General features: G+C 70.4%; 17 protein-coding genes and 1 pseudogene. 9 read left to right on the plus strand and 9 right to left on the minus strand.

What is annotated here, in order from left to right:
* Positions 1–253 precede the first annotated feature (253 nt).
* On the plus strand, positions 254–2,557 hold the full coding sequence (locus G4D87_RS02300; protein WP_176410641.1) for an SO2930 family diheme c-type cytochrome: 2,304 nt from the start codon (positions 254–256) through the stop codon (positions 2,555–2,557).
* 43 nt (positions 2,558–2,600) lie between these two features.
* Here the strand turns inward: G4D87_RS02300 and G4D87_RS02305 are convergent, their stop codons facing one another.
* Positions 2,601–3,884: an endonuclease/exonuclease/phosphatase family protein gene (locus G4D87_RS02305; RefSeq protein ID WP_163778055.1), complete on the minus strand. Its 1,284-nt coding sequence runs from the start codon at positions 3,882–3,884 to the stop codon at positions 2,601–2,603.
* 253 nt (positions 3,885–4,137) lie between these two features.
* On the opposite strand from G4D87_RS02305, the gene G4D87_RS02310 reads away from it, so the two are divergent.
* Positions 4,138–4,941: a hypothetical protein gene (locus G4D87_RS02310; RefSeq protein WP_163778057.1), complete on the plus strand. Its 804-nt coding sequence runs from the start codon at positions 4,138–4,140 to the stop codon at positions 4,939–4,941.
* 4 nt (positions 4,942–4,945) lie between these two features.
* Here G4D87_RS02310 and G4D87_RS02315 read toward each other — a convergent pair whose 3' ends face one another.
* Positions 4,946–5,737: a class I SAM-dependent methyltransferase gene (locus tag G4D87_RS02315; protein WP_163778059.1), complete on the minus strand. Its 792-nt coding sequence runs from the start codon at positions 5,735–5,737 to the stop codon at positions 4,946–4,948.
* Positions 5,738–5,834: 97 nt separating this feature from the next.
* On the opposite strand from G4D87_RS02315, the gene G4D87_RS02320 reads away from it, so the two are divergent.
* The gene (locus G4D87_RS02320; protein ID WP_240357953.1) at positions 5,835–6,875 is read left to right on the plus strand and encodes an AraC family transcriptional regulator; all 1,041 of its coding nucleotides are present in this window, start codon (positions 5,835–5,837) and stop codon (positions 6,873–6,875) included.
* A 30-nt stretch (positions 6,876–6,905) separates the two neighbouring features.
* Here the strand turns inward: G4D87_RS02320 and xdhB are convergent, their stop codons facing one another.
* The 5 genes from xdhB to nth all read right to left on the minus strand — a co-directional run bounded on the left by xdhB (position 6,906) and on the right by nth (position 14,848).
* Positions 6,906–10,727, minus strand: coding sequence for a xanthine dehydrogenase molybdopterin binding subunit (gene xdhB / locus G4D87_RS02325; protein WP_163778063.1), 3,822 nt, complete (start codon positions 10,725–10,727; stop codon positions 6,906–6,908).
* Positions 10,724–11,569: a xanthine dehydrogenase accessory protein XdhC gene (gene xdhC / locus G4D87_RS02330; RefSeq protein WP_163778065.1), complete on the minus strand. Its 846-nt coding sequence runs from the start codon at positions 11,567–11,569 to the stop codon at positions 10,724–10,726. The genes xdhB and xdhC overlap by 4 nt, the downstream gene beginning before the upstream one ends.
* 62 nt (positions 11,570–11,631) lie before the next feature.
* Positions 11,632–12,744 (minus strand): spore photoproduct lyase family protein, encoded by a 1,113-nt coding sequence (locus G4D87_RS02335; RefSeq protein ID WP_163778067.1) that lies wholly within the window; start codon positions 12,742–12,744, stop codon positions 11,632–11,634.
* Positions 12,745–12,824: 80 nt separating this feature from the next.
* A complete protein-coding gene (locus G4D87_RS02340; RefSeq protein WP_163778069.1) occupies positions 12,825–14,153 on the minus strand; it encodes a DUF418 domain-containing protein in 1,329 nt (442 codons plus the stop codon).
* Between the two features lie 62 nt (positions 14,154–14,215).
* Positions 14,216–14,848 carry an endonuclease III gene (nth, locus tag G4D87_RS02345; RefSeq protein ID WP_163778072.1) on the minus strand — a complete coding sequence of 211 codons (633 nt, stop codon included), beginning with the start codon at positions 14,846–14,848 and terminating at the stop codon, positions 14,216–14,218.
* Positions 14,849–15,086: 238 nt separating this feature from the next.
* On the opposite strand from nth, the gene G4D87_RS02350 reads away from it, so the two are divergent.
* Together G4D87_RS02350 and G4D87_RS39190 are read left to right on the plus strand one after the other, a co-directional pair.
* Positions 15,087–16,523, plus strand: coding sequence for a hypothetical protein (locus G4D87_RS02350; RefSeq protein WP_163778075.1), 1,437 nt, complete (start codon positions 15,087–15,089; stop codon positions 16,521–16,523).
* A gap of 138 nt (positions 16,524–16,661) precedes the next feature.
* Positions 16,662–16,789, plus strand: a pseudogene (locus G4D87_RS39190) (DUF6444 domain-containing protein); the annotation flags it as partial.
* A gap of 19 nt (positions 16,790–16,808) precedes the next feature.
* Here the strand turns inward: G4D87_RS39190 and eutB are convergent.
* Entirely contained in the window at positions 16,809–19,133 is a 2,325-nt protein-coding gene (gene eutB, locus G4D87_RS02355) for an ethanolamine ammonia-lyase subunit EutB (protein WP_163778078.1), read from the minus strand.
* Between the two features lie 250 nt (positions 19,134–19,383).
* On the opposite strand from eutB, the gene G4D87_RS02360 reads away from it, so the two are divergent.
* Together G4D87_RS02360 and G4D87_RS02365 are read left to right on the plus strand one after the other, a co-directional pair.
* Positions 19,384–20,277, plus strand: coding sequence for a 1,4-dihydroxy-2-naphthoyl-CoA synthase (locus tag G4D87_RS02360; RefSeq protein WP_163778081.1), 894 nt, complete (start codon positions 19,384–19,386; stop codon positions 20,275–20,277).
* Positions 20,278–20,368: 91 nt separating this feature from the next.
* Positions 20,369–20,785 (plus strand): hypothetical protein, encoded by a 417-nt coding sequence (locus tag G4D87_RS02365; RefSeq protein WP_163778084.1) that lies wholly within the window; start codon positions 20,369–20,371, stop codon positions 20,783–20,785.
* Positions 20,786–20,793: 8 nt separating this feature from the next.
* Here G4D87_RS02365 and trhA read toward each other — a convergent pair whose 3' ends face one another.
* Positions 20,794–21,468 (minus strand): PAQR family membrane homeostasis protein TrhA, encoded by a 675-nt coding sequence (trhA, locus tag G4D87_RS02370; protein ID WP_240357954.1) that lies wholly within the window; start codon positions 21,466–21,468, stop codon positions 20,794–20,796.
* A gap of 254 nt (positions 21,469–21,722) precedes the next feature.
* On the opposite strand from trhA, the gene G4D87_RS02375 reads away from it, so the two are divergent.
* Together G4D87_RS02375 and G4D87_RS02380 are read left to right on the plus strand one after the other, a co-directional pair.
* Positions 21,723–22,658: a hypothetical protein gene (locus G4D87_RS02375; protein ID WP_240357955.1), complete on the plus strand. Its 936-nt coding sequence runs from the start codon at positions 21,723–21,725 to the stop codon at positions 22,656–22,658.
* Positions 22,659–22,805: 147 nt separating this feature from the next.
* On the plus strand, positions 22,806–24,318 hold a 1,513-nt coding region (locus tag G4D87_RS02380; protein ID WP_240357956.1), incomplete at its 3' end, for a C45 family autoproteolytic acyltransferase/hydrolase.

The following is a 24,318-nucleotide window of genomic DNA, read 5'->3' on the forward strand; positions in this document are numbered from 1 at the left end:
GGTGAGGCCGGCCCCCGCCCGTCCGTCCGCCCCGGGACAGCGCGACCTGGGGAGGGGTTGCTCCGCTGTCTGCCATTTTCAGCGGGACTGTCAGGTCCGCGCGCCATGTCCGGGGGAAGACGTCCCAGGAACGATGCGCGGGCCTGATTCACGACGACCGCCACCCACGGGGTCCAGCATCCGGCAAAGGCCGCCCCGCCGCGAGGTCCAGTCCCTGGCGTTTCGCCTCATCCCGAGCCACCACAGCAGCGCCATGAAACAACGACGACCGTCTGTCCTGATGCTGCTGGGCGTGGTGGCGCTCGCGATGGGCCTGCTCGGCATCTCGCTCGCATGTCCTGGCTCCTCGGGTGACCGTTCCGGTCGCCCTGGGGACGAAGATGAAATCATCGACCCACAAGCAGACGGAGGGCCAGGCACGGGTGGCGACGGGAGCACGCCGATGGCGCCAGAGGACGGGGGCCCGGGTACCCAGGTGCCCTTCGGGCTCGACGTTCGCCCCGCGAACCCGACGTGTGTCGCGCCTCCCCGGCCCCCGGACCCCGCGGGGGCCACCGTCTCTCGCGCGTTCCCGGAGCTGAGCTTCACCCAGCCCCTGTTCGCCCTCCAGGCGCCGGGAGACAACCGCCGCATCTACGTGGTGGAGCGCGGGGGAAGGGTGCGCGTGTTCGACAAGGACGCCACGCCGCCCACCAGCTCCGTGGTCATCGACCTCTCCGGACGGGTGAACACCGAACATGACGAGACAGGCCTGCTCGGGATGGCCTTCCACCCGGCGTTCGCCACCAACGGTCAGGTGTTCCTCTCCTACGTGGGGAACAACGCGATGGGGAGACTCGGCTCGTACATCGTCCGCTACCTCAGCCCGGATGGCGGGGCCACCCTGGACCCGGCGAGCGCGGAGGTCGTGCTCGAACAGGACCAGCCGTTCTCCTTCCACAACGGCGGCCACCTCGCGTTCGGACCGGATGGCTTCCTCTACTTCGCCTTCGGTGACGGCGGCGGACGGGTGGACCCGAACCAGACGGCCCAGAATCCGGAGCTCCTGCTGGGGAAGATGCTGCGGCTCGATGTGGACAGCGCGCGCCCCTATGCCATTCCGCCCACCAACCCCTACGCCACCAGCGGCGGGCGGAAGGAAATCTACGCCACCGGCTTCCGCAACCCGTGGCGCTGGAGCTTCGACCGGAGCACCGGCGCGCTCTGGCTGGGCGACGTGGGTGAGAAGCTCCTCGAGGAGATCAACCGCGTCGAGCTGGGCGGCAACTACGGCTGGAGCATCCTGGAGGGGACCGAGTGCGTGCGCGGTAGCGGCTGCGGCACCACCGGGTTGACGCCGCCCGTGGCCGTCTATGGCCGGACCGAAGGCGTCTCCATCACCGGCGGCTACGTGTACCGCGGCGCCGCCGTGCCGGCGCTCTCCGGCAAGTACGTCTTCGGTGACTTCGGCTCGGGCCGCATCTGGACGTTGCCGGGCGACGCCGTGCCTGGCGCCGCCGCGGTGCCGCAGGTGCTCGTCACCACGCCGCTCAGCATCGCCTCGTTCGCCGAGCTGAACGACGGCGAGCTGCTGGTGGTGGACTTCGCCGGGGGAGGTCTGCACCGCATCCACGCGTCCACGCCCCCCGCGCCCGGCGGCGAGGCGTTCCCCGCGCTGCTGTCCGCCACGGGCTGCGCGGACCCGGCGAACGCGAACCTCCCCTCGGCGGGCCTCATCCCGTACGGCGTGAACGCCCCGCTCTGGTCGGACGGCGCGCAGAAGGAGCGGTTTTTCGGCGTGCCGGACGGGACGGTGATGACGGTGGGGCCGGAGGGCGTGCTGGACGCGCCTCCCGGCACCGTGACGGTGAAGACGTTCCTCCTGGGCGGCAAGCGCGTGGAGACGCGCCTCTTCATGCGCCATCCGGACGGCACCTGGGCGGGCTACACGTATGAGTGGAACGAGGCGGGGACCGACGCGACGTTGCTGGAGACGGGCAAGGTGAAGACGGTGGGGGCGCAGACGTGGACGTACCCCAGCCGGGGCGAGTGCATGCAGTGCCACAACGCCACCGCGGGCTTCGTGCTGGGCCTGGAGGTCGCGCAGCTCAACCGGGATTACGAATACCCGGGCGGGCGCGTCGCGTCGCAGCTCCGGACCCTGGAGCACATTGGCGTGCTGACCCTGCCGGCCCCGGTGGAGCAGCTGCCCCGGATGCCGACGTACACCGGGCCGGAGCCCGTGGAGGCGCGCGCGCGGGCCTACCTGCACGCCAACTGCGCCGTCTGTCATCGGCCCAATGGCCTGGGCCGCGGTGAGTCGGACCTGCGCTACGCCACGTCGCTCGCCGCCGCGAAGATTTGTGGCGTGGCCCCGCAGCAGGGCGAGCTGGGCGTGCCCGGAGCGATGCTGGTCACCCCGGGAGACCCGTCGAAGTCGGTCCTGTCGCGGCGCATGCACTCACTCACGCCGACGACGCGCATGCCGCCGCTGGCCAGCGCGGTGGAGGACACGGAGGGCGCGGGGCTGGTGGATGCGTGGATTACGTCCCTGCCCGCGTGTCCCGCGGGGCCCTGAGGCCTCGCGGGACGGGGGCGCCAGCACCGGTGATGCTGGCGCCTCAGGTGGGCCGCTGGAGGGTGCCGGAGGCGGGCTTGCCGTCCTTCAGCCCCGGCGTCCGCACGTCGTAGTGCGCCACCACGGGCTGGTGGTCGGAGGACTCGGTGCCGCGGTCCACCTCGAAGAGGCGGGGGACCAGCCCAGGGCTGGCGTAGAGGTTGTCGAAGCGCTTGCCCGTCGCGGGCACCACGCCACTCTCATCCGGCAGCGAGGTGAGGGTGGCGCTGTCCGCGATGTCCTGCAGCCGCAGCCAGTGTTCGCTGCCGCGCTGCACCCGGCCGGAGCGCAGCTCGGCGCAGGCCTGCTTCGGCGTCATGAGCGCCCCCCCCGGCAGGCGCACCTGCGCGGTGGTGGCGTGGGCGATGGTCTCCGGCAGGCCCTGCTCCAGCACGTGCAACTCGTGCCGCAGCCGCGGGTCGGCGATGTTGCCCACCCCTGGGTCCCCCACGCTGGCGTGGGGCTCGCCGTAGCGCACCTCGTATTCCTCCACCGTGTCGGTGTCGTCGTACGTCCTGAGGTGCGCCATCAGCCAGGAGCCGCCCGTCTTGATGGCGGTGTTGGCGTTGAAGTCCCCCAGCACCACCGCGTGCATGACCTCGCGATGTTGCAGCAACGCATTGAGCTGGCGGAGGTTGCGGGCGTTGATGCCGGAGTCGCCCAGGGTGTGGTGCACGTTGTAGAGCACCACCGGGTGGCCCTCCACCTCCAGGCGCACGTACAGCGCGCCCCGGTCCTCGGGAATCTCGCAGGGGTCCCCGCCGCGCCGCATGATGGCCGCGTCCCGCTCCGCGTCGGGGATGGCGTACGTGAAGTGCGCCGCGTCCACCAGCGGGTGCCGGGTGAGGAAGGCCTTTCCGTTCACCAGCCGCGCCCCGGGACCGCCGTCATGCCCCTGGTACGCCAGGTGGAAGCCGTAGCGCTCCGCCAGGAGCACGGAGATGGGGACGTTGGCCTCCTGCAGGCCCAGCACGTCCGGCAGCCGCCCCTGGGCCTCCAGGTCGTCGAAGTAGCCCAGCAAGGCTTCGCGGCGCTGCCCACCGAGCAGGATGTTGTACGTCATCACCGTGAGCCCTGGACCGCGCGGCGAGCGCACCGCGGGGTTGCGGACCACCAGCGTGCGGCCGTCGCCCAGCGCCCGCTCTGTCTGCGGGAGGGGGACGGCGGCGAAGTCCGGAAGCGTCACGGTGGTCTCCCGGCGCGGCACGGCGTCCTCGTGCCCGTGCGCAATCCGGCCAATCAGGGGGCCGACCCCCGGCAGGTGCTCCAACATCTCCGGAACCTTCATCGGGGCTCCTGCCGCGGGAGCGGCTGCGCGGGTTGAGGGCGGAAGGTGTCTTCGTGAAAGGCAACTGGCGCCACAGGTCCTCCTCGATGCCCTCAAGGTCTGTGCTCGCCCTCCCCATGACCAGGGGGCTCACGGGGAATGGAGGGCTGGCCGGGCTGCCCCGTTCGGGTGGAGGGCGGCCAGGCACCCGGGCGCGCTGTCCGGGGCTTGGAGACCGAGGAAGCCGGGGCGCGCTTGTGGTTGAATACCGGACATGCGGCAACTGGCGTTCCTGGCGGTGATGGCTCCTCTCCTGGTGGCGTGCGCCACGACTCAAGCCTTGCCCCGCAGCACCTCCTGCGAGAAGGGCCACCTCTGGGCCTGCAACGAATGGGGCGAGCAGCTCCTCCAGGACGGCGACCGGAGCCAGGCGGAGACGGCCTTCTCCAGGGCGTGTGACGGTGGCTCGCAGCAGGGGTGCCTGGCCCTGGGGCGTTTGCGCATGGCGGACGGCAACCTCGCGGGCGCCGAGGCGCCGCTCGTCACGGTGTATGAGACGGACAGCGAGGAAGGCGCCCTGGCGCTCGCGGACCTCTACGACGCGCGGGGCGGCGAAGCGCACGCCCTGGCGGCGGCACGGCTCCGGTGGGAGGCGCCGGCGCTGGACAAGCCACCCTTCGACTTCGCCATGCAGTACCGGGTGGGGGCGTGGCGGCCGTCGGCGGACCTGGCCCTCACCATCCAGCCCATGGCCTTCCTGAGCCGGCGGCTCAACATCGGCTCGAACCTGGCCTACACGAGCCGGGGCATCTCCGAGTTCAACGGCTTCGTCGGCTACCAGCACTTCGTCAATACCTGGGTGGTGCCCTACGGCCGGTTGATGATGGGCACCGCGACGCGCGCCTCGCGCGACCCGGGCTTCAACGTGGGCGCGGAGGTGGGCACGCGGCTGGCCCTGGGGTACTTCGGCCATGTCAACGTCGCGGCCGGCATGTCCCGGGCGAGCGGCAATTACATGTCCGTGGGCGTGGGCCTCAACGGCCTCTTCGTGCTGCTGGCGCTGCTGCACGTGCGCTGACGCTTCAGCGCGAGGGCCGCCCCAGCACGTAGGTGATGGCGGCCTTGCCCGGGGCCTTCGCCTCGCCCACCTCCCAGGTATAGCCCTCGCGCGCCAGGGCCGCCGTCATCCGCCGGAGCTCGTCGGGCTGGTGCGTCCTCAGCGCGGACACCAGCCCGTCCCAGAAGATGATGAGCGGGGCCACGGGTACCACGTAGGTGAGCAGCAGCCGCAGCGGCGTCAGCGGCCTTACCAGAGGTGTGAAGAGCAGCACCAGCAGGGGCACCAGCAACATGGACAGCAGGGCCGGGGGCGTGCGGCGCACCGTCTCGAACGCTGCGAAGGGAACGCCGCGGGCCTGGGCGTCCTCGAGCACCGCGCGGGCCTCGTCCGGCCGGAAGTGATGCAGGGCGTTGAAGAGGGTGCGCATACCCCGCAGGTCCGCCGGAACCTGGAGCGCGTCCACCGAGCGTTCCAGGTAGTGCACGCCCTCGGTCCGCGCCCGCTCGGCGGCCTGGGCATTGGGGAACTTGTCGGTGAGCACCACGCGCGCGTCGATGCCGTGCTGCTCCGCGAGCAATTGTCGCAGGCGGGGCAGGGGGCCTCGGCCGCCGGAGCCCAGGTCCACCAGCTCAGGGCCCTGTGTCGCATTCAGCCCGCGCGCCAGGACTTCCGCCGCCGCGTCGAAGATGCCCAGGCGCGTGCTGATGGTGTGGAGGTAGTCGGTCGTCAGGTCCCGCAGCGCGGCGGGGAACCACGCCTGGTCGGTGAACTCGAAGAGGTGCAGCCGGGGGAGCAGCGAAGGCGTGTCGTCCATGAGAATCCAAGAGTGCGCGCCCCCCGCCGTCCGCGCACTGACGGATGGCGACAGAACGGCTTGCTGTCCGCGCCAATGCGCCATTAGCGTCCCGTTCGTGGCGCGGCCGCCTCCGTCCTCATCCTCCGAGCCGTCCTTGTCCGCGCGGATGGCGCGGCAGGCGCTCCGGCTCGCGGCGACGCTGGGCCTGCCGGTGGAGGTGCTCTGCCGGGAGGCGGGCTTCCGGATGGAGGACCTGGACGACCCGGAGCTGCGAATCCCCTACGCCGCGCTGGACGGCCTGCTGGAGCGGGCGGAGGCGCTGTCCGGGGACGCCAACCTGGGGCTGCACATCGCTCGCGTGGACCTGGTGGACCTGGATGACCCGGCCACCTTCGTCGTCCTCACCTGCGCGACGCTGCGGGAGGCCATGGCGCGGGGCTGCCGCTACCAGCGCGTCTGGGGTGACGGGGAGCGCTTCCTGCTGGAGGAGACGGAGCGCGGGGTGCGCATGCGCTTCACACCCGTGGGCGCGCCCCGGCCCGCGCACCGGCACCTGGTGGACGCGGCGCTGGTGCAGTTCGCCACCGGGGTGAGGGCCTTCACGGGCGTGGAGGTCCGGCCGCTCGTCGTGCGCTTCACCCACACCGCGCCCGCGGAACTCCGCGAGCACGAGGCGCTCTTCGGGTGTCCCTTGGAGTTCGGCGCGCCCTTCAACGCCATCGAGTTCTCCCACGAGGACGCCCAGCGGCCCTTCCTCCACGCGAACGCGCTGCTCAACGCCATGTTCCAACGCCAGGCCCAGCGCGCGCTGGAGCGCCTGCCGGACGTGTCCACGACCACCGAGCGCGTCCGGGAGCAGGTCCGGCGCGAACTGGCCGGCGGGGACTTTTCCTTCGCGGCCGTTGCCCGAGCCCTGCGGCTGCCGCCGCGGACGCTCCAGCGGCGGCTCGCGGGCGAGGGGCAGCGCTACGCGGCCATCGTCGAAGCCCTGCGCCGCGAGCTGTCCGAGTCCTACCTCCAGCGCCGCATGTCCATCGCCGAGGTGTCCTTCCTCCTCGGCTATGCGGACCCGGTGGCCTTCCACCGCGCCTTCAAGCGCTGGTGGGGGCTGAGCCCGGAGGGCTTCCGGCGAGAGCGGCTCCAGGCCCCACGCTGAGCCCGGACCGTCGTCCGTCCGAGCGGCGTCTCAGGCCGCCTCGCGTCCGCTCTCCGCCGCCGCCCGCGCCAGCCGCTTCTGGATGGCGAGGAACAGCGCCTCGTGCGTGGCGGGGGAGGCCAGCTCCACGTCGCCACCGGCCTGTCCGAACGCGGCCACCGCCTCACGCAGGGCCTCGCGCGCGGACATGGCCAGCATCAGCGGCGGCTCGCCCACGGCCTTGCTGCCGTGGATGGTGTTGTGCTGCTGCGCCCGCTCCAGCAGCCGCACCCGGAAGTCGATGGGCGCGTCGCTGAAGGCCGGCACCGCGTAGGTGCTGGCGGAGTGCGTGAGCAGCCGGCCATTGGCGTCCCAGCGGAGCTCCTCGCCCGTGAGCCAGCCCAGGCCCTGGACGAAGCCGCCTTCAATCTGCCCGCGGTCCACGCCGGGGTTGAGCGAATCGCCCACGTCCTCCAGCAGGTCCACGCGCAGCACGCGCTTGACGCCCGTGTGGCCGTCCACCTCCACCTCGCACACCGCCGCGCCGTAGGCGAAGTAGAGGAAGGGGCGTCCCCGGCCCTTGGCCTTGTCGTAGCCGATGCCCGGCGTCTGGTAGTAGCCCGTCGAGGACAGGCCCACGCGGGACAGGTACGCCGCCTCCACCACGTCCGCGAAGGGCAGGGCGACCTCGGGCTCCCCTCGCGGGCCCACCTTCCCGTCACTGAACAGCAGGGCGTCCGGCGCCACGCTCCGCCCGTGCAGGTCCGACAACAGGCGCACTGCCACCGGGGCCAGCCGCTCCCGCAGCGTGACGCAGGCCACGCGCACGGCGGCGCCGTTCAAGTCAGAGCCGCTGGAGGCCGCGGTGGCGGAGGTGTTGGGCACCTTGTCCGTCGCCGTCTTCGCCATCCGCACGGCGTCCGCCGTGACGCCCAGCTCGCGCATGACCACGCCCAGCACCTTGGTGTGCAGGCCCTGGCCCATCTCCGTGCCACCGTGGGACACCATGACCGAGCCGTCCCGGTACACGTGCACCAGCGCGCCGGCCTGGTTGAGGAAGGTGGCGGTGAAGGAGATGCCGAACTTCATGGGGGTGATGGCGAGCCCCCGCTTGATGAAGGGGGACTGGGCGTTGAACGCCGCCACGTCGCGCCGCCGGTGCTCGAACTCCGACGACTGCTTGAGCTCCTCCCACACGCGGAGGATGCGCTCGTCCTCCAGCTCCTGGCCGTAGTGCGTGGTGTTCGTCTCTCCGGTGCCGCGGTAGAGGTTGCGCTCGCGGACCTCATCGGCCGGCAGCCCCACGGCCCGCGCCACGCGGGCGAGGACCTCCTCCGTCACCAGCATGCCCTGCGGACCGCCGAAGCCGCGGAAGGCGGTGTTGGAGACGAGGTGTGTCTTCGCCACCCGCCCGGAGTACGCCAGCGCCGGCACGTAGTACGCGTTGTCCAGGTGGAACAGCGCGCGGTCCAGGATGGACTCGGACAAGTCCAGGGACCAGCCGCCGTTGGACACCAGCTGGACGCGCAGGGCCAGCAGCCGCCCCTGGTCGTCGAAGCCCACCTCGTAGGAGGCCTGGAACGGGTGGCGCTTGCCCGTCACCGCCATGTCCACGTCGCGGTCCAGCATCCACCGCGCTGAACGTCCCGTGTGCCACGCGGCCAGCGCGACGAGCGCGGCGGGCGCGTTGCCCTGCGTCTCCTTGCCGCCGAAGCCGCCGCCCATGCGCGGCGACTTCACCACCACGCGGCTGCGCGGCAGGTGCAGCACATGGGAGATGATGGCCTGCACCTCGGACGGGTGCTGGGTGGAGGACACGACGGTGATGTCGCCGTCGTCACCGCGCTCGGCGAAGGCGGCCTGGGTCTCCAGGTAGAAGTGCTCCTGCCCGCCAATGGCCAGCGTGCCCGACAGGCGGTGGGGACTGCCGTCCATCGCCGCGTCCACGTCGCCCCGGCGGATGACGTGCGGCTCGGTGTGGTAGCTGCTCCGCGCCACGGCGTCCTCCACCGTGAGGATGGCGGGCAGGGGCTCGTACTCCACCTCCACGGCGCGGGCGCCCGCGCGGCAGGCCTCCACGGACTCGCCCACCACCAGCGCGACCATCTGCCCGTGGAAGAGCACCTCGCGGTCCGCCAGCAGCGGCTCGTCGTGGCGGATGGGGCCGGTGTCATTCATGCCGGGGATGTCCTCGGCCATGAGCACCTTCACCACGCCGGGCACCTTGCGCGCCGCCGTGGGGTCTCGCTTGAGGATGCGGGCGTGCGCATGGGGCGAGCACACCGGCCAGACCTCCAGCATGGGCCGCTGCTGCGCCAGGTCGTCCACGTACCGCGCGCTGCCCGTCACGTGGCCCAGCGCGCTCTCGTGCCGCAGCGCGCGTCCCGCGTCCGCGGGGACCTGCGCGTCACCCGCGTCGAAGCCCGGCGCGGCGTCCAGGGCCGGGCTGTGCGAGCCGGAGAAGAACTTCTCCAGCAGGCTCGCCACCAGCCCCCGCCGGTACGCCGCGCTGCCGCGCAAGTCGCTGATGGGCGTGAGCTCCTCCGCGAGCACGGGCAGGGCGCGCGCCACTGTCTCGGCCGTCCAGGGCTGCCCGGTGAGCACCGCCTCCGCGCGGCGTGCCCGCACGGGCGTGGCCGCGACGCCGCCGTAGCCCAGGCGCGCCAGCGTCACCACGCCGCCCGCGTCCAGCTCCACGCGGAAGCCCGCGGCGACGATGCTGATGTCCAGCTCGCGCCGCTTGGACACCTTGAAGGAGTCGGAGAGCCGCCGTCCGCCCTCGGGCACGGCGGCGTGGGGGATGACGATGTGGCGAACCACTTCGTCGGGCTGGAGCGCCGTCTTCCGGTAGGCGAGGAAGAAGTCGGACAGCGCCACCGTGCGCTCGCCGCGCACCGAGCCCAGGACGAGCGAGGCCTCCAGGGCGAGCAGCACCGGCGCCATGTCGCCAATGGGCGACGCGGTCACCAGGTTGCCCGCCAGCGTGGCGCGCTGGCGAATCTGCCGGGAGGCGAAGACGTTGAGCATCTTCTTCACCTCGGGCAGCTCGTCACCCAGGGCCTCCTCCAGCGCCACCAGCGAGGCCGCGCCGCCCACGTACCAGCCCTCCGGCTCACGGCGGACTGCGCGCAGGGACTCCACGCCCTCGGTGGAGATGAGGAAGGGGTAGCGGCGGGCCTTCTTGGTGATGTCCACCCCCAGCTCGGTGGCGCCCGCCACCAGGTGCGCCTCCGGGTGCTTCGCGCGCAGGTCGAGCAGCTCCTCCCACGACGTGGGGCGCAGGAACGTCTGTCCACCGGCCTCGTAGCGCAGCGGAGCCAACGGCTCGGCGGGGCCTTCGAGCGGCGCGGCGGGAATCGCCGTGGCGGGCGCTGGCCCTTCGTCGCGCTGGGCCAGGGCCTCCATCATCGCGTCGCGGATGGGGCGGTAGCCGGTGCAGCGGCAGAGGTTGCCACAGAGCTGGTCCGCCACGGCCGCCGGGGTACAGACGTCCTTGCGGGAGTACGCCTCCGCCATGGAGACGATGAAGCCCGGCGTGCAGAAGCCACACTGCGAGCCGTAGTGCTTCACCATGGCCTGCTGCACCGGGTGAGGCTTCTCGCTGCTGCCCACGCCTTCCACCGTCACCAGCTCACGGCCGGCCACCATGGGCACCAGGGCGATGCACGCGTTGAAGGCGCGCAGGCAGCGGTTGCCCTGGGCGTCCCGGTCCACCAGGGCCACGGTGCACGCGCCGCAGTCGCCCTCGGCGCAGCCCTGCTTGGTGCCGGTGAGGCCGCGGGCCCGCAGGAAGTCGAGCAGCGTGGTGTTGGGGGAGACGCCATCGACGTGGACCGTCGCGCCATTGAGCCGGAACTCGAACATGTTGCTCATTCTCCTGACGGGACCCCGCGCAGACGGGGCGTCTCCGAGGACGGGGCCCCGGCGGTGGTTTCGGTGTCTTCACCCGGGGCGCCCAGGTGATGGAGCTGGAGGAGGCCGGCGGCGATGCTCACCGCGACCTCCTGGGGCGACTTGCCGCCAATCTCCAGCCCCATGGGGCAGCGCACGCGGGCCAGTTGCGCCGCCGTCGCGCCCCGGGCCTCCAGGCGCTGACGGAAGCGGGCCCACTTGGTGTTGCTTCCAATGAGGCCCACGTAGCGAGCGGGCTTCTCCAGGGCGAAGGCGATGATGTCCTGGTCCAGGTCATGCCGGTGCGTCATCACCGCGAGGTACGTGCGGCGGGCGTCCCAGACGGCGCGCGAGGCGAAGATGTCCCACGGCTCCTCGTGGCGGATGACAGAGGCGGGGATGCGCTCGCCGTGGACCCACTCGGGGCGCTCATCCACCAGGTGGACCTGGAAGGGCGTGCCGTCCAACGTGCGGCACAGGGCCTGCCCCACGTGGCCGGCGCCGAAGAGGTACAGGCGTGGGCCGTGGTTCACCGGCTCCATGAAGACGTCCACCACGCCGCCACAGCACTGGCCCAGCTTCGAGCCCAGCGGATACCGGTAGGCACGGGCTTCTCCTCTCTCCAGGCAGGCGCGGGCGTCCGCGAGGACGAGCTGTTCCAGGTGGCCACCGCCCACGGTGCCGTGGAACGTGCCGTCCGCGCGGACAAGCAGCTTCGCGCCGGGCTCGGCGGGGGTACTTCCCTGACACACCGTCACGGTCGCCACGGCGAACGGAACATCGTCCCGCGACCACTCCGCCAGTTGGCGGACCCAATCCCACATGGTCCGGCCGAGTCTGCCACAGGCCGGGCCGCCCACGTCACGCCCATGACACGGCATCCGGCTCAAAACGCGTAGCGCACCTGGCAGTAGGGCAGGCGGCGGGCCAGCAGTTCCTTGAATTCAGCGACCAAGCGGCCCTTGAGTCCGGTGCGGTAGCGCACGTTGTGGCCTCCGCCCTGGGACACCTTGGCCTCCTGGGTGTCCGGCGTCCACAGCAGGGACTCCGCCTTCGGGTGCCAGCGGAGGTTCACCTCGTGGAGGCCCGGGTGGTGGGTGAGGAAGATGACCTCGGCGGCCAGCTGCGCCTTCGCGGCGGGGCCGATGGCCGCGTCCACCTGTTGGAACAGCGCGTCGTACTCCTCCTGCCAGCCCTCGTAGACGACGACGGGGGAGAAGTTGAGGTGGACCTCGTAGCCGGCGGCGACGAACGCGTCGATGGCGGCAATCCGTTCGGCGATGGGGCTGGTGCGCACGTCGAGCAGCTTCGCCTTGGCCGCGGGCATCAGGCTGAAGCGGAGGCGTGTCTTGCCCTTGGGGGCGTAGCGGAGCAGCTCGTGATTCACCAGCTTGGTGGCGAAGGTGCCCATGGCGTTGGGCAGCGTGGTGAACAGCCGCACCAAATCCCTCACGTTGTCGCTGAGGGCGGCGTCCGCGGCGCAGTCGCTGTTGCAGCCGATGTCATAGGCCCAGAAGCGCGGGTCCACGCTGTTGGGCTCCGTCTTGGGGCCCAGCTTCCCCGCGTGCCGGCGGATGGCGGCGACAATCCGGTCGATGTTGACGAAGACGGTGACGGGGTTGGCGTAGCCCTTGTGCCGGGGGACGTAGCAGTAGGCGCAGCTCATGACGCAGCCATTGGCGGCGGAGGGCGGGATGAAGTCGCAGCTGCGCCCGTTGGGCGTGAAGGACATCGTCTTCTTCACCCCCAGCACCAGGGTGCTGCCCTTGATGCGGTTCCACGCCTCCGCGTTGCCCGCGTTGCCGAACAGCCCGGGGATGCCCTGGTGCGAGGCCACGGGGATGCGCTCCGCGTCCGGGAAGCGCGCGAGGATTTCCCGGCCCCGCAGGTGCTCCTCGACGCCCGTCTCCACGTAGATGCGGGACACCTTGAGCAGCCGATCCAGCGGACCGGGCTCAGAGGGCGGCGGGGCCGGGGGGAACAGGTCCAGGTTCGACATGGGCCGTACATGGCGCACTTCGCCCGGCGGGAGAAGTGCCCACATGCCGTGGCCGGCGACTGGCGGACGCTCCTCCTGGCTCACGCCGCCAGGGGCGCGGGTGCGTCGGATGCGGCGCGCCGCATGGGCTGGGCCTTTCCGTACGTCAAAGAGCGCCACGCCCACTCCACCGGGCCGAAGCGGAAGCGTGACAGCCACAGGTGGCTCCAAAGAGCTTGGACGCCGAAGACGCCCACGCAGATGACGACGCACGCGAAGGGGCCCCGCTTGCCCGCCTGTCCCAGGCCATAGCCGTAGAAGATGAGCAGGCTGATGACCGTCTGCGACAGGTAGTTCGTCAGCGCCATGCGCCCCGCGGGCGCGAGCAGTCCCAGCGCCCGCTGCCAGGTGGCGCGCTGGAAGAGCAGGGTGATGCCCGCCACGTACACGCCCGCGAGCCCCACCTGTGCCAGGTTGCGCAGCGGCGCCAGCACCAGGGGCAGCCACATGGGCATCGTCTCAGGCGTGAGCACCTTGTTCTGCATGAGCACCGTCACCACCAGGCCGGGCGCGGAGCCCACCACCGCGGCCACCAGCCCCCAGCCGAGCAGGCGACGAAAGAACCCCAGGTGCGCGGGGACGTCCTGGAAGATGCCGCGCCGCCCCGCCCAGAGCCCGAGCGCGAAGCGGCCCAGGCAGGTCAGGAGTCCGGCCAGCATCATCATGAAGAACCCATCGCGGTAGAACCCGGCGCTGGTCTTCGTCACCTCCCACCAGCTCCCCCCGGTGATGGCTGTCAGCATCCGCGTGTGAAGGGCGGTGGACTTCTCGCGGGCGGCGGCCATGGCCGCGGCGCCGGCCTCGGGTGACTCCGCCAGGAGCTGCGGCAGCCGGAAGAGGAGGTTCGTGAGCACCGGCCACAGCAAGACGAGCACCGCCGCGATGATGAGCAGCGTCCGGTCCGAGCGCCGCCGCAGGAGCAGCAGGGCGAAGCCCATCAGCGCATACGACGAGAGGATGTCTCCGTACCAGAGCAGGAACAGGTGCAGGACACCCAACACCAGCAAGACGGCCAGCCGCCTCGCATAGAGCGGGACGAAGCCGCCGCCGCGCGCTTCGGCCCGGCCGAGCTGCACCGCGAAGCCCAGGCCGAAGAGGAAGGCGAACAGGGTGATGAACTTCCCGGAGACCAGCACCTCGAAGGCATACCGGGTGACGGTGTCCAGGAGCGAGGCATTGGCGATGGACGCCTCGGCTTGTTCCCGGGGCAGGAACACCCTGCCGCTGAACCACATCTGCACGTTGGAGATGAGGATGCCGAAGAGCGCGAAGCCACGCAGCGCGTCGAGCAACTCCAGGCGCTCACCCGCCTCGACTGGGCGGGCTTCGGCGAGTGGTGCGGAGGCCGCGGAGGAAGGGGCGGTGGGCATGATGGCTTGACAACGTCATACCGCCACCTCGATTGCGAATTCCCTCGTCTTTAAGGATTGGGTTACACGCCGATACGCGGACACACATTCTTCACGATGCAGGCATCGCATTTCGGTTTCTTTGCGGTGCAGGTGTAACGCCCATGAAGGACGGTGGCGGGGCCGAAGAAGGTCCACTGTTCCTGGGGCACAAGCTTCATCAGGTCTTCTTCAATCGCCTCGGGTTTGTCTTTCTTCGTCAGGCCCAGGCGCTGGCTGACGCGCGCCACGTGGGTGTCGACGATGATGCCGGACGGGAGGTTGAAGGCGGTGTTGAGGACGACGTTGGCCGTCTTCCGCGCCACGCCCGGGAGCGTCACCAGCTCATCGATGGTGCGGGGAACTTCACCGCCGAACGTGTCGAGCAGCGCGCGGCTCATGGCCTGCACGGACTTCGTCTTCTGCTTGAAGAAGCCGGTGGGCTTGAGGTCCTCCTCCAGCGCGGCGGTGTCCGCGTCGGCGAAGGCCCGTGGACCTGGGTACTTGGGAAAGACAGTGGCGGTGACGCGGTTGACGCGCTCGTCGGTGCACTGCGCGGCCAGGATGGTGGCGACGAGCAGCTCGAAGGGGGTGGACCAGTTGAGCTCGTAGCGCGCATCCGGATGGGCTTCCCGGAGGCGCTCGAGGAGGAGGGCGGTTTTCTCGGCGGGATTCATGGTGGCGTGTGTGAGCGCCACCTTATCAGGGGGGCAGCTCAGAAGAGACTCGAGTCAGGGCGAGCGAGGTGGTGGAGGAGGCCAGGCGACGAGGCTTCACGGCGGAGTACAAGCTGCGAGACGCGGACATCTCCCCGGTTGACGTGAGCGGTGGTCATCATCCTCGCGAGCCTGACTCCTGGCGCGAGCCTTGCTAACGTCCACGGGCACGATGACCTTTCGACGTTCGTCGCACCGCATGTCCTTTCGAACGTGGCTGGTGTGCCTCGTGTGTGTCTCCGCGCCCGCGTGGGGCTCGAACGGGGAGGACGGTGGGCCCGCCGAGCCCATGGGGCAGGAGGATGTCTTCCTGGAACTCCAATGGACAGTGGATGGTGACGATGAGACCTGGATGGAGGCTTGTGCGTTCGCCCCGGGAGGGGAACTCTGGCGCTTATCCGGGTCGAACAGCGGCGCAGCGCTGAGCCACGGCTCGGAACTCTTCGCCCTCCGACGCAATGACCAGGCCGTGTTGCGCTTCGGGCAGGTAGGAGCGCCTGAATTCGGCGGGGGGGCGCGCATCGACGAGAGCGAGCGCTGGCGGGTGCGCTGTGAGCAGGGCCGGATCGACATCGTGACTCCGGCCGTCCAGGTGTCGCTGCGAGTCGGGGCTTCGGAGCTCAAGCTCGACCCGCGCTTCTCGCGGCTCCTGCGCCCAGGGAGTCGCGAGTTCGGTGGACCGGCCGTGCAGTCGCTCGAGGAGGTCTTCGCTGCGTTGGCCTCCGGGATGGGGTTGGATACCGAAGGCGGCCCCTTTCGCGAGGGCGACTGGCAGGTGTCGGGGCTGAGGGAGGCGCTCAGCCGGGCACAGCTGCTGAACGTCGAGCGATTGCTCGCATCGGGCAATCTCGACCGGGCCCGCTCCGCTCTTCAAAGCCTGCCACCGGGGCCAGCCCTTCCCGAGCTGAGCAGTTGGACTTCGGCACTGAACCTCCGCCTGGAGGCCCTGCGCTCGAAGCCTCCGCTCATGCCCACGGGAGTCCGGAGGGTGGGCACCATCATGAGCCTGCCCGGACTGCTGCACGAGGACGACAACCCCATCCTCTTCTGGCGCCGCGCCCAGCTCTGCGTGCGGCAGGAGGCGTCAGCGCCGCCGCGCATGCGCTGCATTGATGCGCGAACCGGACGCTGGGAGAAAGAGGAGCCCTACCAGTCCCCCTATGGCGAGGGCTCGGGTGTCAGGTTCGAGTACCAGGGGGCGATTGGGTACTACAAGACCAAGGTCGTGACCCAAAGGTCGGAGACCGACCATGGAAACTGGTACGAGCCGGTCGTGGTGGCGCGAGGCAAAGGCGACCAGTTGGTGGTGGTGTCCGCCCAGGACCCGCGCCAGCACAGCGAGCTGCAGGGCCTCGACCTCTCCTCCGGACCGGGCTCCCTCCTCGCGGGAAGAAACCGGTACTACTTCTCGAAACCCGATGAACTCAGGTCCCTGAAGGTCGAAGGGCAGGCCTGGAGGTTCGTCGTTCCAGGTCCCCACGGCGAGGTGCACTGCGCGGCACACCCGCGGGTGTCGCCCAATGGGCGCTGGGCGGCATGCCCGGCCAGGCAGAAGGGAGGAGCGCCTACCTCGGACGCGGGCACTTCCTCCCGCTTCGACCTCTTTTTGTTCGAGCTCGCCCCCCGCGCTCCATGAGACCGCATGGTCAATCATCGTCCACTGGTTGTAGGGGCTCGAGGTTCAATTACGTGATGGGTTGCGGCCTGACGACGTCGTTCCACGCACCATGAAAATCGGCGGGCGTGATGTTGAGCGCCTTCATGCCGGTGCTCGAACTCGAACCGGCCACCGTTGAGCGACACGCCGGGACAGAAGGCCGAGCGGCGCGGGCAGAGCGGGAGTGGGAAGAAGCGCGGTGATAGGCCGGGACACAAAGGCCTGACACGCGCGCTCGTTGCCACGTCGTTGCGCCCCTGGACGTCACCCGCCCCGGGGCGCCAGTTGTTGGAGCAGCCGCACTGTCTCCGGCGCGGCCAGCGCGGGCGCATACGCCGTGAGCGCGACCCCGGACACCACGCGGGTAATGTTGTGGTCCACCTTGCCAGCCTGGGACCAGACGGCCCCGGGAGGCGCGGTGATGTACGCGGAGAAGGTGTGGTGGCCGGTACCGGGCCGCTCGCCAATGACGTGGATGAGGGCCCGGTTCCGGGCCGTGTCCTCCAGGCCCGCGTACAGCGCCTCGCCCACGCGGTACCCCGCGCGCACACGCCCGGACGTGAGCACCAGGTGCTCCGGCGCGGGCTGGTACCCCGCGGCAATCAGCGCCGCGCGCAGCGCCTCCAGATAGGGCGCGAGCTGGCCCTCGTCCATGATGGCCAGCGCGTTGAGTCCGTCGGACACCATCAACTGCACGTCATACCGTCCCGCGTGCCGTGTCCTCAGCGCGCGCACGGTCTCCAGGGACGCGGCGTCGAGCTGCTCGCCTGTCTCCGGATGAAGGATGTACTCCGTCCGGTCCTGCGACTTCGACACCAGCCGCACGCCCTCCGGAACGGTGGTGATGAACGTGGGTGTCAGCTCCGTCCACAGGCTCTTCTTCGAGTCCGCGTAGACACGGCGCAGCTCCGCGTCCAGCGTGGGTTCCAGGTCCCACGGATGCTCACCGTATCCACGCGCCAAGGGCACGCCGCGCGCGCGAATCGCGGACAGCTGCTGCTCCGCGTCCGCCCGGATCTCCGCCTCCGGCCGGGTGTCACCCTTCGCGCGCAGGTACTGGAGGTAGACCCAGATCGGATCTCCGAAGTGCGAGGTGGGCTTCCCCTGCGCGTCGATGACGCCCAGGCGTTGGAAGAAGGCCCACATCCGGTCATCCACCTTGTAGCCGAACTGCTCGCGGATGCGGACGTGGTCCTGGAACCCGGTGGTGAGGTAGCCCAGCATCGGGTCGTTCTTCGTGGGCAGCGCCATGAGGTACGCCGGGTTCGCCGGCATGATGCGCTCGATGCACCAGTCCAGGTCGTCCAGTGACACGTCCATGTGCAGCGTGGAGCAGATGTCCAGGCCAATGGTGAGCCCGTGCAGCTTCCCCATGGCGATGTCTTCCAGGCAGCAGCGCACCAGCTGCTCGCGGGTGCGGAACACCTCCGGCCCGATGAAGCCCGCCACGTCGTTGAGGTGCACCCACGGCGCAGCGCCTTGTCTCGCTTGGGACACCCGTTGGGACAGGGCCCTCGCGAAGCCGTACTTGCGCGACTCGTGGAGGACCATGTCGTAACCATGGCCGTGGCCGTTGGTGAAGTCCGCGCCCTGGCCCGTCTCGAAGTAGAGCCCGTAGGGGCCGGTGCGCTCGTCCGCATAGGCGAGCATCTTCTCCACGGAGATGTCGAAGGTCGCGTTGGCGCTGTCGCTGCCAGCGATGCTCTGGAACCAGACGCCCGTGGTGCCGGGCTGCCGCCGCTCCACCTCCGCCTGCACGTCGACATGGGACAGCACGCAGTGGGGCAGCACGTCCGTCAGCCCGAAGGTCACCAGCACCTCGAGCAGCGCGGATTCGATGGCGGCCACGGACTCCGGCGAGGAGGACACCGGGTTGCACCCGAGCACCACGTCACCCACCGCGTACGAGAAGCCGTCGAACACCTGCCAGCGGATGTCGTCCACGTTGTCGGTGGGCGAGTTGGGCTGGATGCGTGCTCCCATGTAGCCGCGCGCGCCCACCTGGCTGCCCGGCAGCGGGTTGAACACCTTTCTTCCCAGCGCGATGAGCTCCGCGTCGCTCATCAACTTGACGACGCAGCCAATGGCGTCGCTGCCCAGGCCGGGGCTGATGGCCTGGATGGCGGCCTCCTCGGACTCCAGCAGGAAGCGCCGCAGCCGTCCCAGCGTCCAGTCCGCCGTCTGCGCTGTCGCCAGCGGATCCTCGGCCTCCAGGCTCAGCGCGTGCAACGCGTCCTGGTGCAGCGGGTGTCGCCGCACGTCGGCCAGCCGCGTGTGCCCCAGGAGCCTGCGCGCATTCGAACGCGAGTGCTCATCCGCGGCGGCGACGCCCACCAGCGCGTCGCCCTCCTTGAAGGTGTTGGCCGCGCCGAGCACTTGCTTGTAGAGCGTTTCGTCGAAGCCGCCCCGGAGCCGCTGGACGTAGCCGAAGACGTCCTCACCCGGCTTCACGTCGGGGATGTAGACGCCCTCCGGCGGGGGCGTGGGTGACGGATTTCTCCGGCAGCCCAGGACGGAGACGGCCGCGCCTCCGACCATCGCGGTCAGCACGGCGCGCCGGTGCAGCAGGAACCTCGGGTCCAGGTGCATGGTTCTCCCTCGCTCAGGACTCGCCTGGCGGCAGGGAACACCCGTCATCCCGCCGCGCACAAGCAGGGCGCTGGCGCCGCCGCGTGTCGCTGTAGGGCGCCCAACGGAGCGCTCCGGCTGGGGTCTGAGCGCTCCCGCGAGGTTTGGACAATTGGCCCCCGTGCGGGCTGCGCGCGCATCCCTGGACGGGCGCTGCCGCTGCGCCTAGGGTCCGCGCGCATCCACTTCTCTCCCCCCGAGTGAGAACACCATGGTCTCGGACATCTTCAATCCGGCGCGCTGGAAGGCCGTCGAGGGCTTCAAGTTCAAGGACATCACCTTCCACCGCGCGGTGGACCAGGGCACGGTCCGCATCGCGTTCAACCGCCCGGAGGTCCGCAACGCTTTCCGGCCTCGCACCGTGGACGAGCTGTCCCGGGCGCTGGAGGCCACGCGCTTCATGACGGACGTGGGGTGCGTGCTGATTACCGGCAACGGGCCGTCGCCCAAGGATGGCGGCTGGGCCTTCTGCTCCGGGGGTGACCAGCGCATCCGCGGCAAGGACGGCTACAAGTATGAAGGCGAGGAGGGCGAGTCCGACCCCGCGCGCCTGGGTCGACTCCACATCCTGGAGGTCCAGCGGCAGATTCGTTTCCTGCCCAAGGCCGTCATCGCCGTGGTGCCGGGCTGGGCCGTGGGCGGTGGGCACAGCCTCCACGTCGTCTGTGACATGACCATCGCCAGCAAGGAGCACGCGGTGTTCAAGCAGACGGACGCGGACGTGGCGTCCTTCGACGGGGGCTACGGTTCGGCGCTGCTGGCGCGGCAGATTGGCCAGAAGCGGGCGCGGGAGATCTTCTTCGTGGGGGCCGACTACTCGGCGGAGGAGGCCTTCCAGATGGGCATGGTCAACGCCGTGGTGCCTCACGCGCAGCTGGAAGAGTTCGCGTTGGACTGGGCCGCGGAGATCAACACGAAGAGCCCCACGGCCATCAAGATGCTGAAGTACGCGTTCAACCTTCCCGACGACGGACTGGTGGGCCAGCAGCTCTTCGCGGGCGAGGCCACGCGCCTGGCCTACGGCACCGACGAGGCGCAGGAAGGCCGCGACGCCTTCGTCCAGAAGCGCAAGCGCGACTTCAAGCGCTTCCCCTGGTCGTACTGAAACGGCGGACGCTGAAGCGGCGCGGACGCCCTGGGAATACCCATCCAGGGTGATGGCCGGTGGAAGGGGTCTCGTGTTCTAGGCCTCTTCCATGCCGAACCTCTCCGCGTCCCTCCTCATCGCGCTCGCGAGCCTGGCGCTGGGCTGCTCCAGCGGCGCCACGAGCACTGTCCGCCGTCGCGCAACCTCCACGCCCGCGCCAGCCCCCGCCACGGCGTGTCTCGACACCATCTCATGTTGCCTCCAGCGTCATCCAACGCAACCCGAGCTGTGCGGCCTCTCCGCCTCGGAAGCCGTCGTCTACCTGTCGGAAATCCGGGCCGTGACGAAGGAGCGCGAGGCGAGCCGGGACGACGGCGCGAATGCTGGATGGAAGCGGCGCTGCGTGGACACCCATGCCCGGTGCAAGGAGGCAGGGAGGAGACGTTGGGCGGGAGACTGCTACGCCTGTTTCGTCCGCTGCGAGCGCGAGCGGGAATGGCCCTCCGACAGGTGTCATCGGCGATAGCGCTGGCGTCAGGCGCCGCCCACGATGTCCACGATGACGGCGTAGTGCACGCCCGCCGCGGCCACGACGAGCAGGTGGAAGATTTCGTGGTAGCCGAAGACAGTGGGAAGCGGGTCGGGCCAGCGGCGCGCGTAGATGACCGCGCCCACGGCGTAGAGCACGCCGCCCAGCACGAGCCACGCGACGCGCCCGGAGCCAATCACCTCCGGGAGTCGCAGCATCACCGGCGCGGCCACGGCACCCAGCGCGACGTAGAGCGCGGAGCGCATCCCCCGCGAGGTGTGCACCCCCAGGAGCGTGAGGCCCGCGCCCGTCAGCGCGGCGATCCACATCAACCAGAGCAGATACCGGCTGGTGTCACCCGTGGTGTCCAGCGTGGCCATGGGGGTGAATGAGCCCGCGATGAGGATGTAGATGGCCGCGTGGTCGAAGCGCTGGATGCGCCGGTACGCGTCCATGCCCCAGGTGAAGCGGTGGTAGGTAGCGCTCACGCCGAACATCAGCACCAGGCTGCCGCCGAACACGAGGTCGGCCACATACTGGGGGCCTCGCGCCGGCAGCAGCGCCAGCTGGATGCACCCGCACAGCGCCGCCACGAAGGCCGCGGCGTGGGAGACGCCTCGCAGCCGGGGCTTGACGCTCTCGATGAGGAGCAGGGTATCGGTGCCATCTCGGGACGCCATGAGCTGCTCGTAATCATCGCAGGTCATCACCGCGTCAGCGCGCGGGACATCCCGTCCACCTTCTGACGCCCGGAGCGCCCGAGCGTCCAGCACCGCGCGATGGAATCGCTTGCGGGTATCGAGGTCCGGGACGCGCGGATGGACGTGATCGAACAGCCGGCCCTCGTGGAGCGCCCCGCGGCGCCTCCAGGGTGGTATGGCGCACTGTCCCCCAGCGGTGCTTAGGGAGGCGCGAGGCCGACATGAAACCTCACATGCTGACCTTCTTTTGCGAGTTGGAGGCGGCGCCGCTGCGCGAGCTGTTCGCCACGCCTGGCGTCGTGGAGGACCTGGCGGCGCTGGAGGCCGGGGTGAGCCTGGGCTTGCTCGACCTGGGGCCGGAGCGGGCCCAGGTGGTCCAGCGGCTGAACCGGGTGGGCATTCCCGTCACGGCGTGGCTGCTGCTGCCCACCGACGAGGGCTACTGGTTCCATGCAGGCAACGTGGCGCAGGCCACGGCGCGCTACGAGGCCTTCCAGGCCTGGACAGCCGAGCACGGCTTGACGTGGGAGGGCGTGGGGCTGGACATCGAGCCGGACATCCGCGAGCTGCGGCGGTGGATGGAGGGCGGGTGGCGGCAGTTGGGCGAAATCCTGCCCAGGCTCGTGCAGGGGCGCCGCGTCCGGGATGCGCGGGCAGGGTACGCGCGGCTGATGGAGCGCATCCGCGCGGACGGCCACCGGGTGGATGCCTACCAGTTCCCCATCATCGTGGACGAGCGGGAGTCCCGCTCCACGCTGGTGCAGCGGCTGGTGGGGGTGCTCGACCTGCCGGCGGACCGCGAGGTCCTCATGCTCTACACCAGCTTCCTGCGGCCCTACGGCCCCTCCGTGCTCTGGAGCTACGGGCCCGGAAGTCAGTCCCTGGCGGTGGGCGTCACGGGCGGCGGGGTGGAGCTGCCCGGCGCCTTCGCCGCGAAGCCCCTGGATTGGACGGAGTTCTCGCGCGACCTGCGTCTGGCTGTGCGCTGGACGCATGACCTCCACGTCTTCAGCCTGGAGGGCTGCGTCCAGCAGGGCTTCCTGAACCGGCTCCGCGCCTTCGACTGGGATGCGCCCGTCACCCCGCCAGCGACGGCGGCGCGCCGCGTGGATGCCGTGAGGCGCGCGGCCAGGCTGCTCCTCCGCACGAGCGCCTGGGTCCTTCGTTGAAGGACGGACGGGCGGACAGCCCGGTAGCCGCCGTGCGTCATCGCCGTGGCGTGGCGCATCGCGATTGACGCTCGGGGAGGGCGGGGGTGTCATGCGCCCCGGCCACCTCCACCCGATGCCCGGCGTCCCTTCCGGGCTGGGAGCCTCATGTCCGCTCTTCGCATGACGTCCAAGCTGCTCGGCGCGCTGCTGCTGTCCGCGAGCACGCTCCACGCGGCACCCTCATGGGCCGCCGCGCCCGCCTCCACGCCCGTCGCCGTGCCCAACGGGAACTTCGAGATTGCGGGAGGCGCCGGCGCGCTCCCCGCGTTCTGGAAGGCTCGAGGCCGGGGGAAGGCGTCCGGAAGCGCCGCGGCGAAGGTGGAGGGCGCTCGCGGGCTGGCCATCGAAAATCCGGTGGGCGGCGCCGAGACGACGGTGGAGTCCGAGGCGATGAAGCTCCAGGTGGGCCAGCTCTACCGGCTCAGCGCCTGGGTCCGCACTCGAGGCGTCCAGGCGGACCCGCAGGCGCGCTACCCCACGGCGCACGGCGCCTGCCTGTCGATGAAGAGCTTCCCCTTCACCAACTGCTCGCCCGCGCCCGCGACGGAGGCGGGAGGCCGCGCGTCGGTGCTCTTCTTCGCCACCCAGGCTTCGGACCGGGTGCAGCTCCACCTGGGCCGCAACGGCAAGGCCACGGGCACCGCCTGGTTCGACGACGTCCGCATGGAGAAGGTGGACGACATCACCGCCTACATCCCGCTGGAGTCGGTGCGCTGGGCCGGCAAGGGCTTCCGCTATGACGAGGGCGGGTGGATCTACGTCCACATCGAGGGCGAGCCCTACGAGCGGGGCCACCAGTTCGGCCGGCTGGTGCCAGGGGAAATCGTCCGCTACATGGAGAAGCTCGGCATCGAGAAGGACAAGACGGACGCCTCCAAGGGGTGGAACCACCGGCGGCTGCTCGCGGACGCGCTCTTCCTGCGCAAGTACGACACGGAGTTCCTGGAGGAGATGAAGGGCATCGCGGACGGCGCCAACCAGGCGGGCGCGAAGTTCAAGGACCGCGAGCTGGACCTGCTGGACATCGTCACGCTCAACTCCGCCGTGGACGCGGGGCAGCTCGCCGAGGCGAACCGGGCCACGGGCACGCCGCTCACCGGCCGCACCTTCCTCAAGGCGGAGGAGGACGCGGCGCGGGCGGGGAAGGGGGACCACTGCTCCTCCTTCGTGGCCACCCAATCCGCCACCCCGGATGGCCGCGCCATCATGGGGCAGATCTTCATGTGGGGCGGCTACACGGGCGTCCACTGGGACGTGGTGCTGGACGTGAAGCCCACCAGGGGCCACCGCTTCGTGATGCAGACCTTCCCCGGGGGCATCCACAGCGGCGCGGACTGGTACGTCAACGCCGCCGGCATCGTCATTGGCGAGACGACGGTGGGCCAGTCGCCGTTCGACATGAACGGCACGCCCCAGAGCAACCGCATCCGCAAGGCCGCGCAGTACGCGTCGTCCATCGACGACGTCGCCCGCATCATGAAGGACGGCAACAACGGCCTCTACACCAACGACTGGACGCTGGCGGACACGAAGACGGACGAGGGCGCGTGTCTGTTGCTGGGCACGAAGAAGACGCGCCTGTGGCGCACCGGCGGCAAGGGGCGGGCCGGGGACACAC

This window comes from Myxococcus vastator, assembly GCF_010894475.1.
Classification (GTDB): Bacteria; Myxococcota; Myxococcia; order Myxococcales; family Myxococcaceae; genus Myxococcus; species Myxococcus vastator.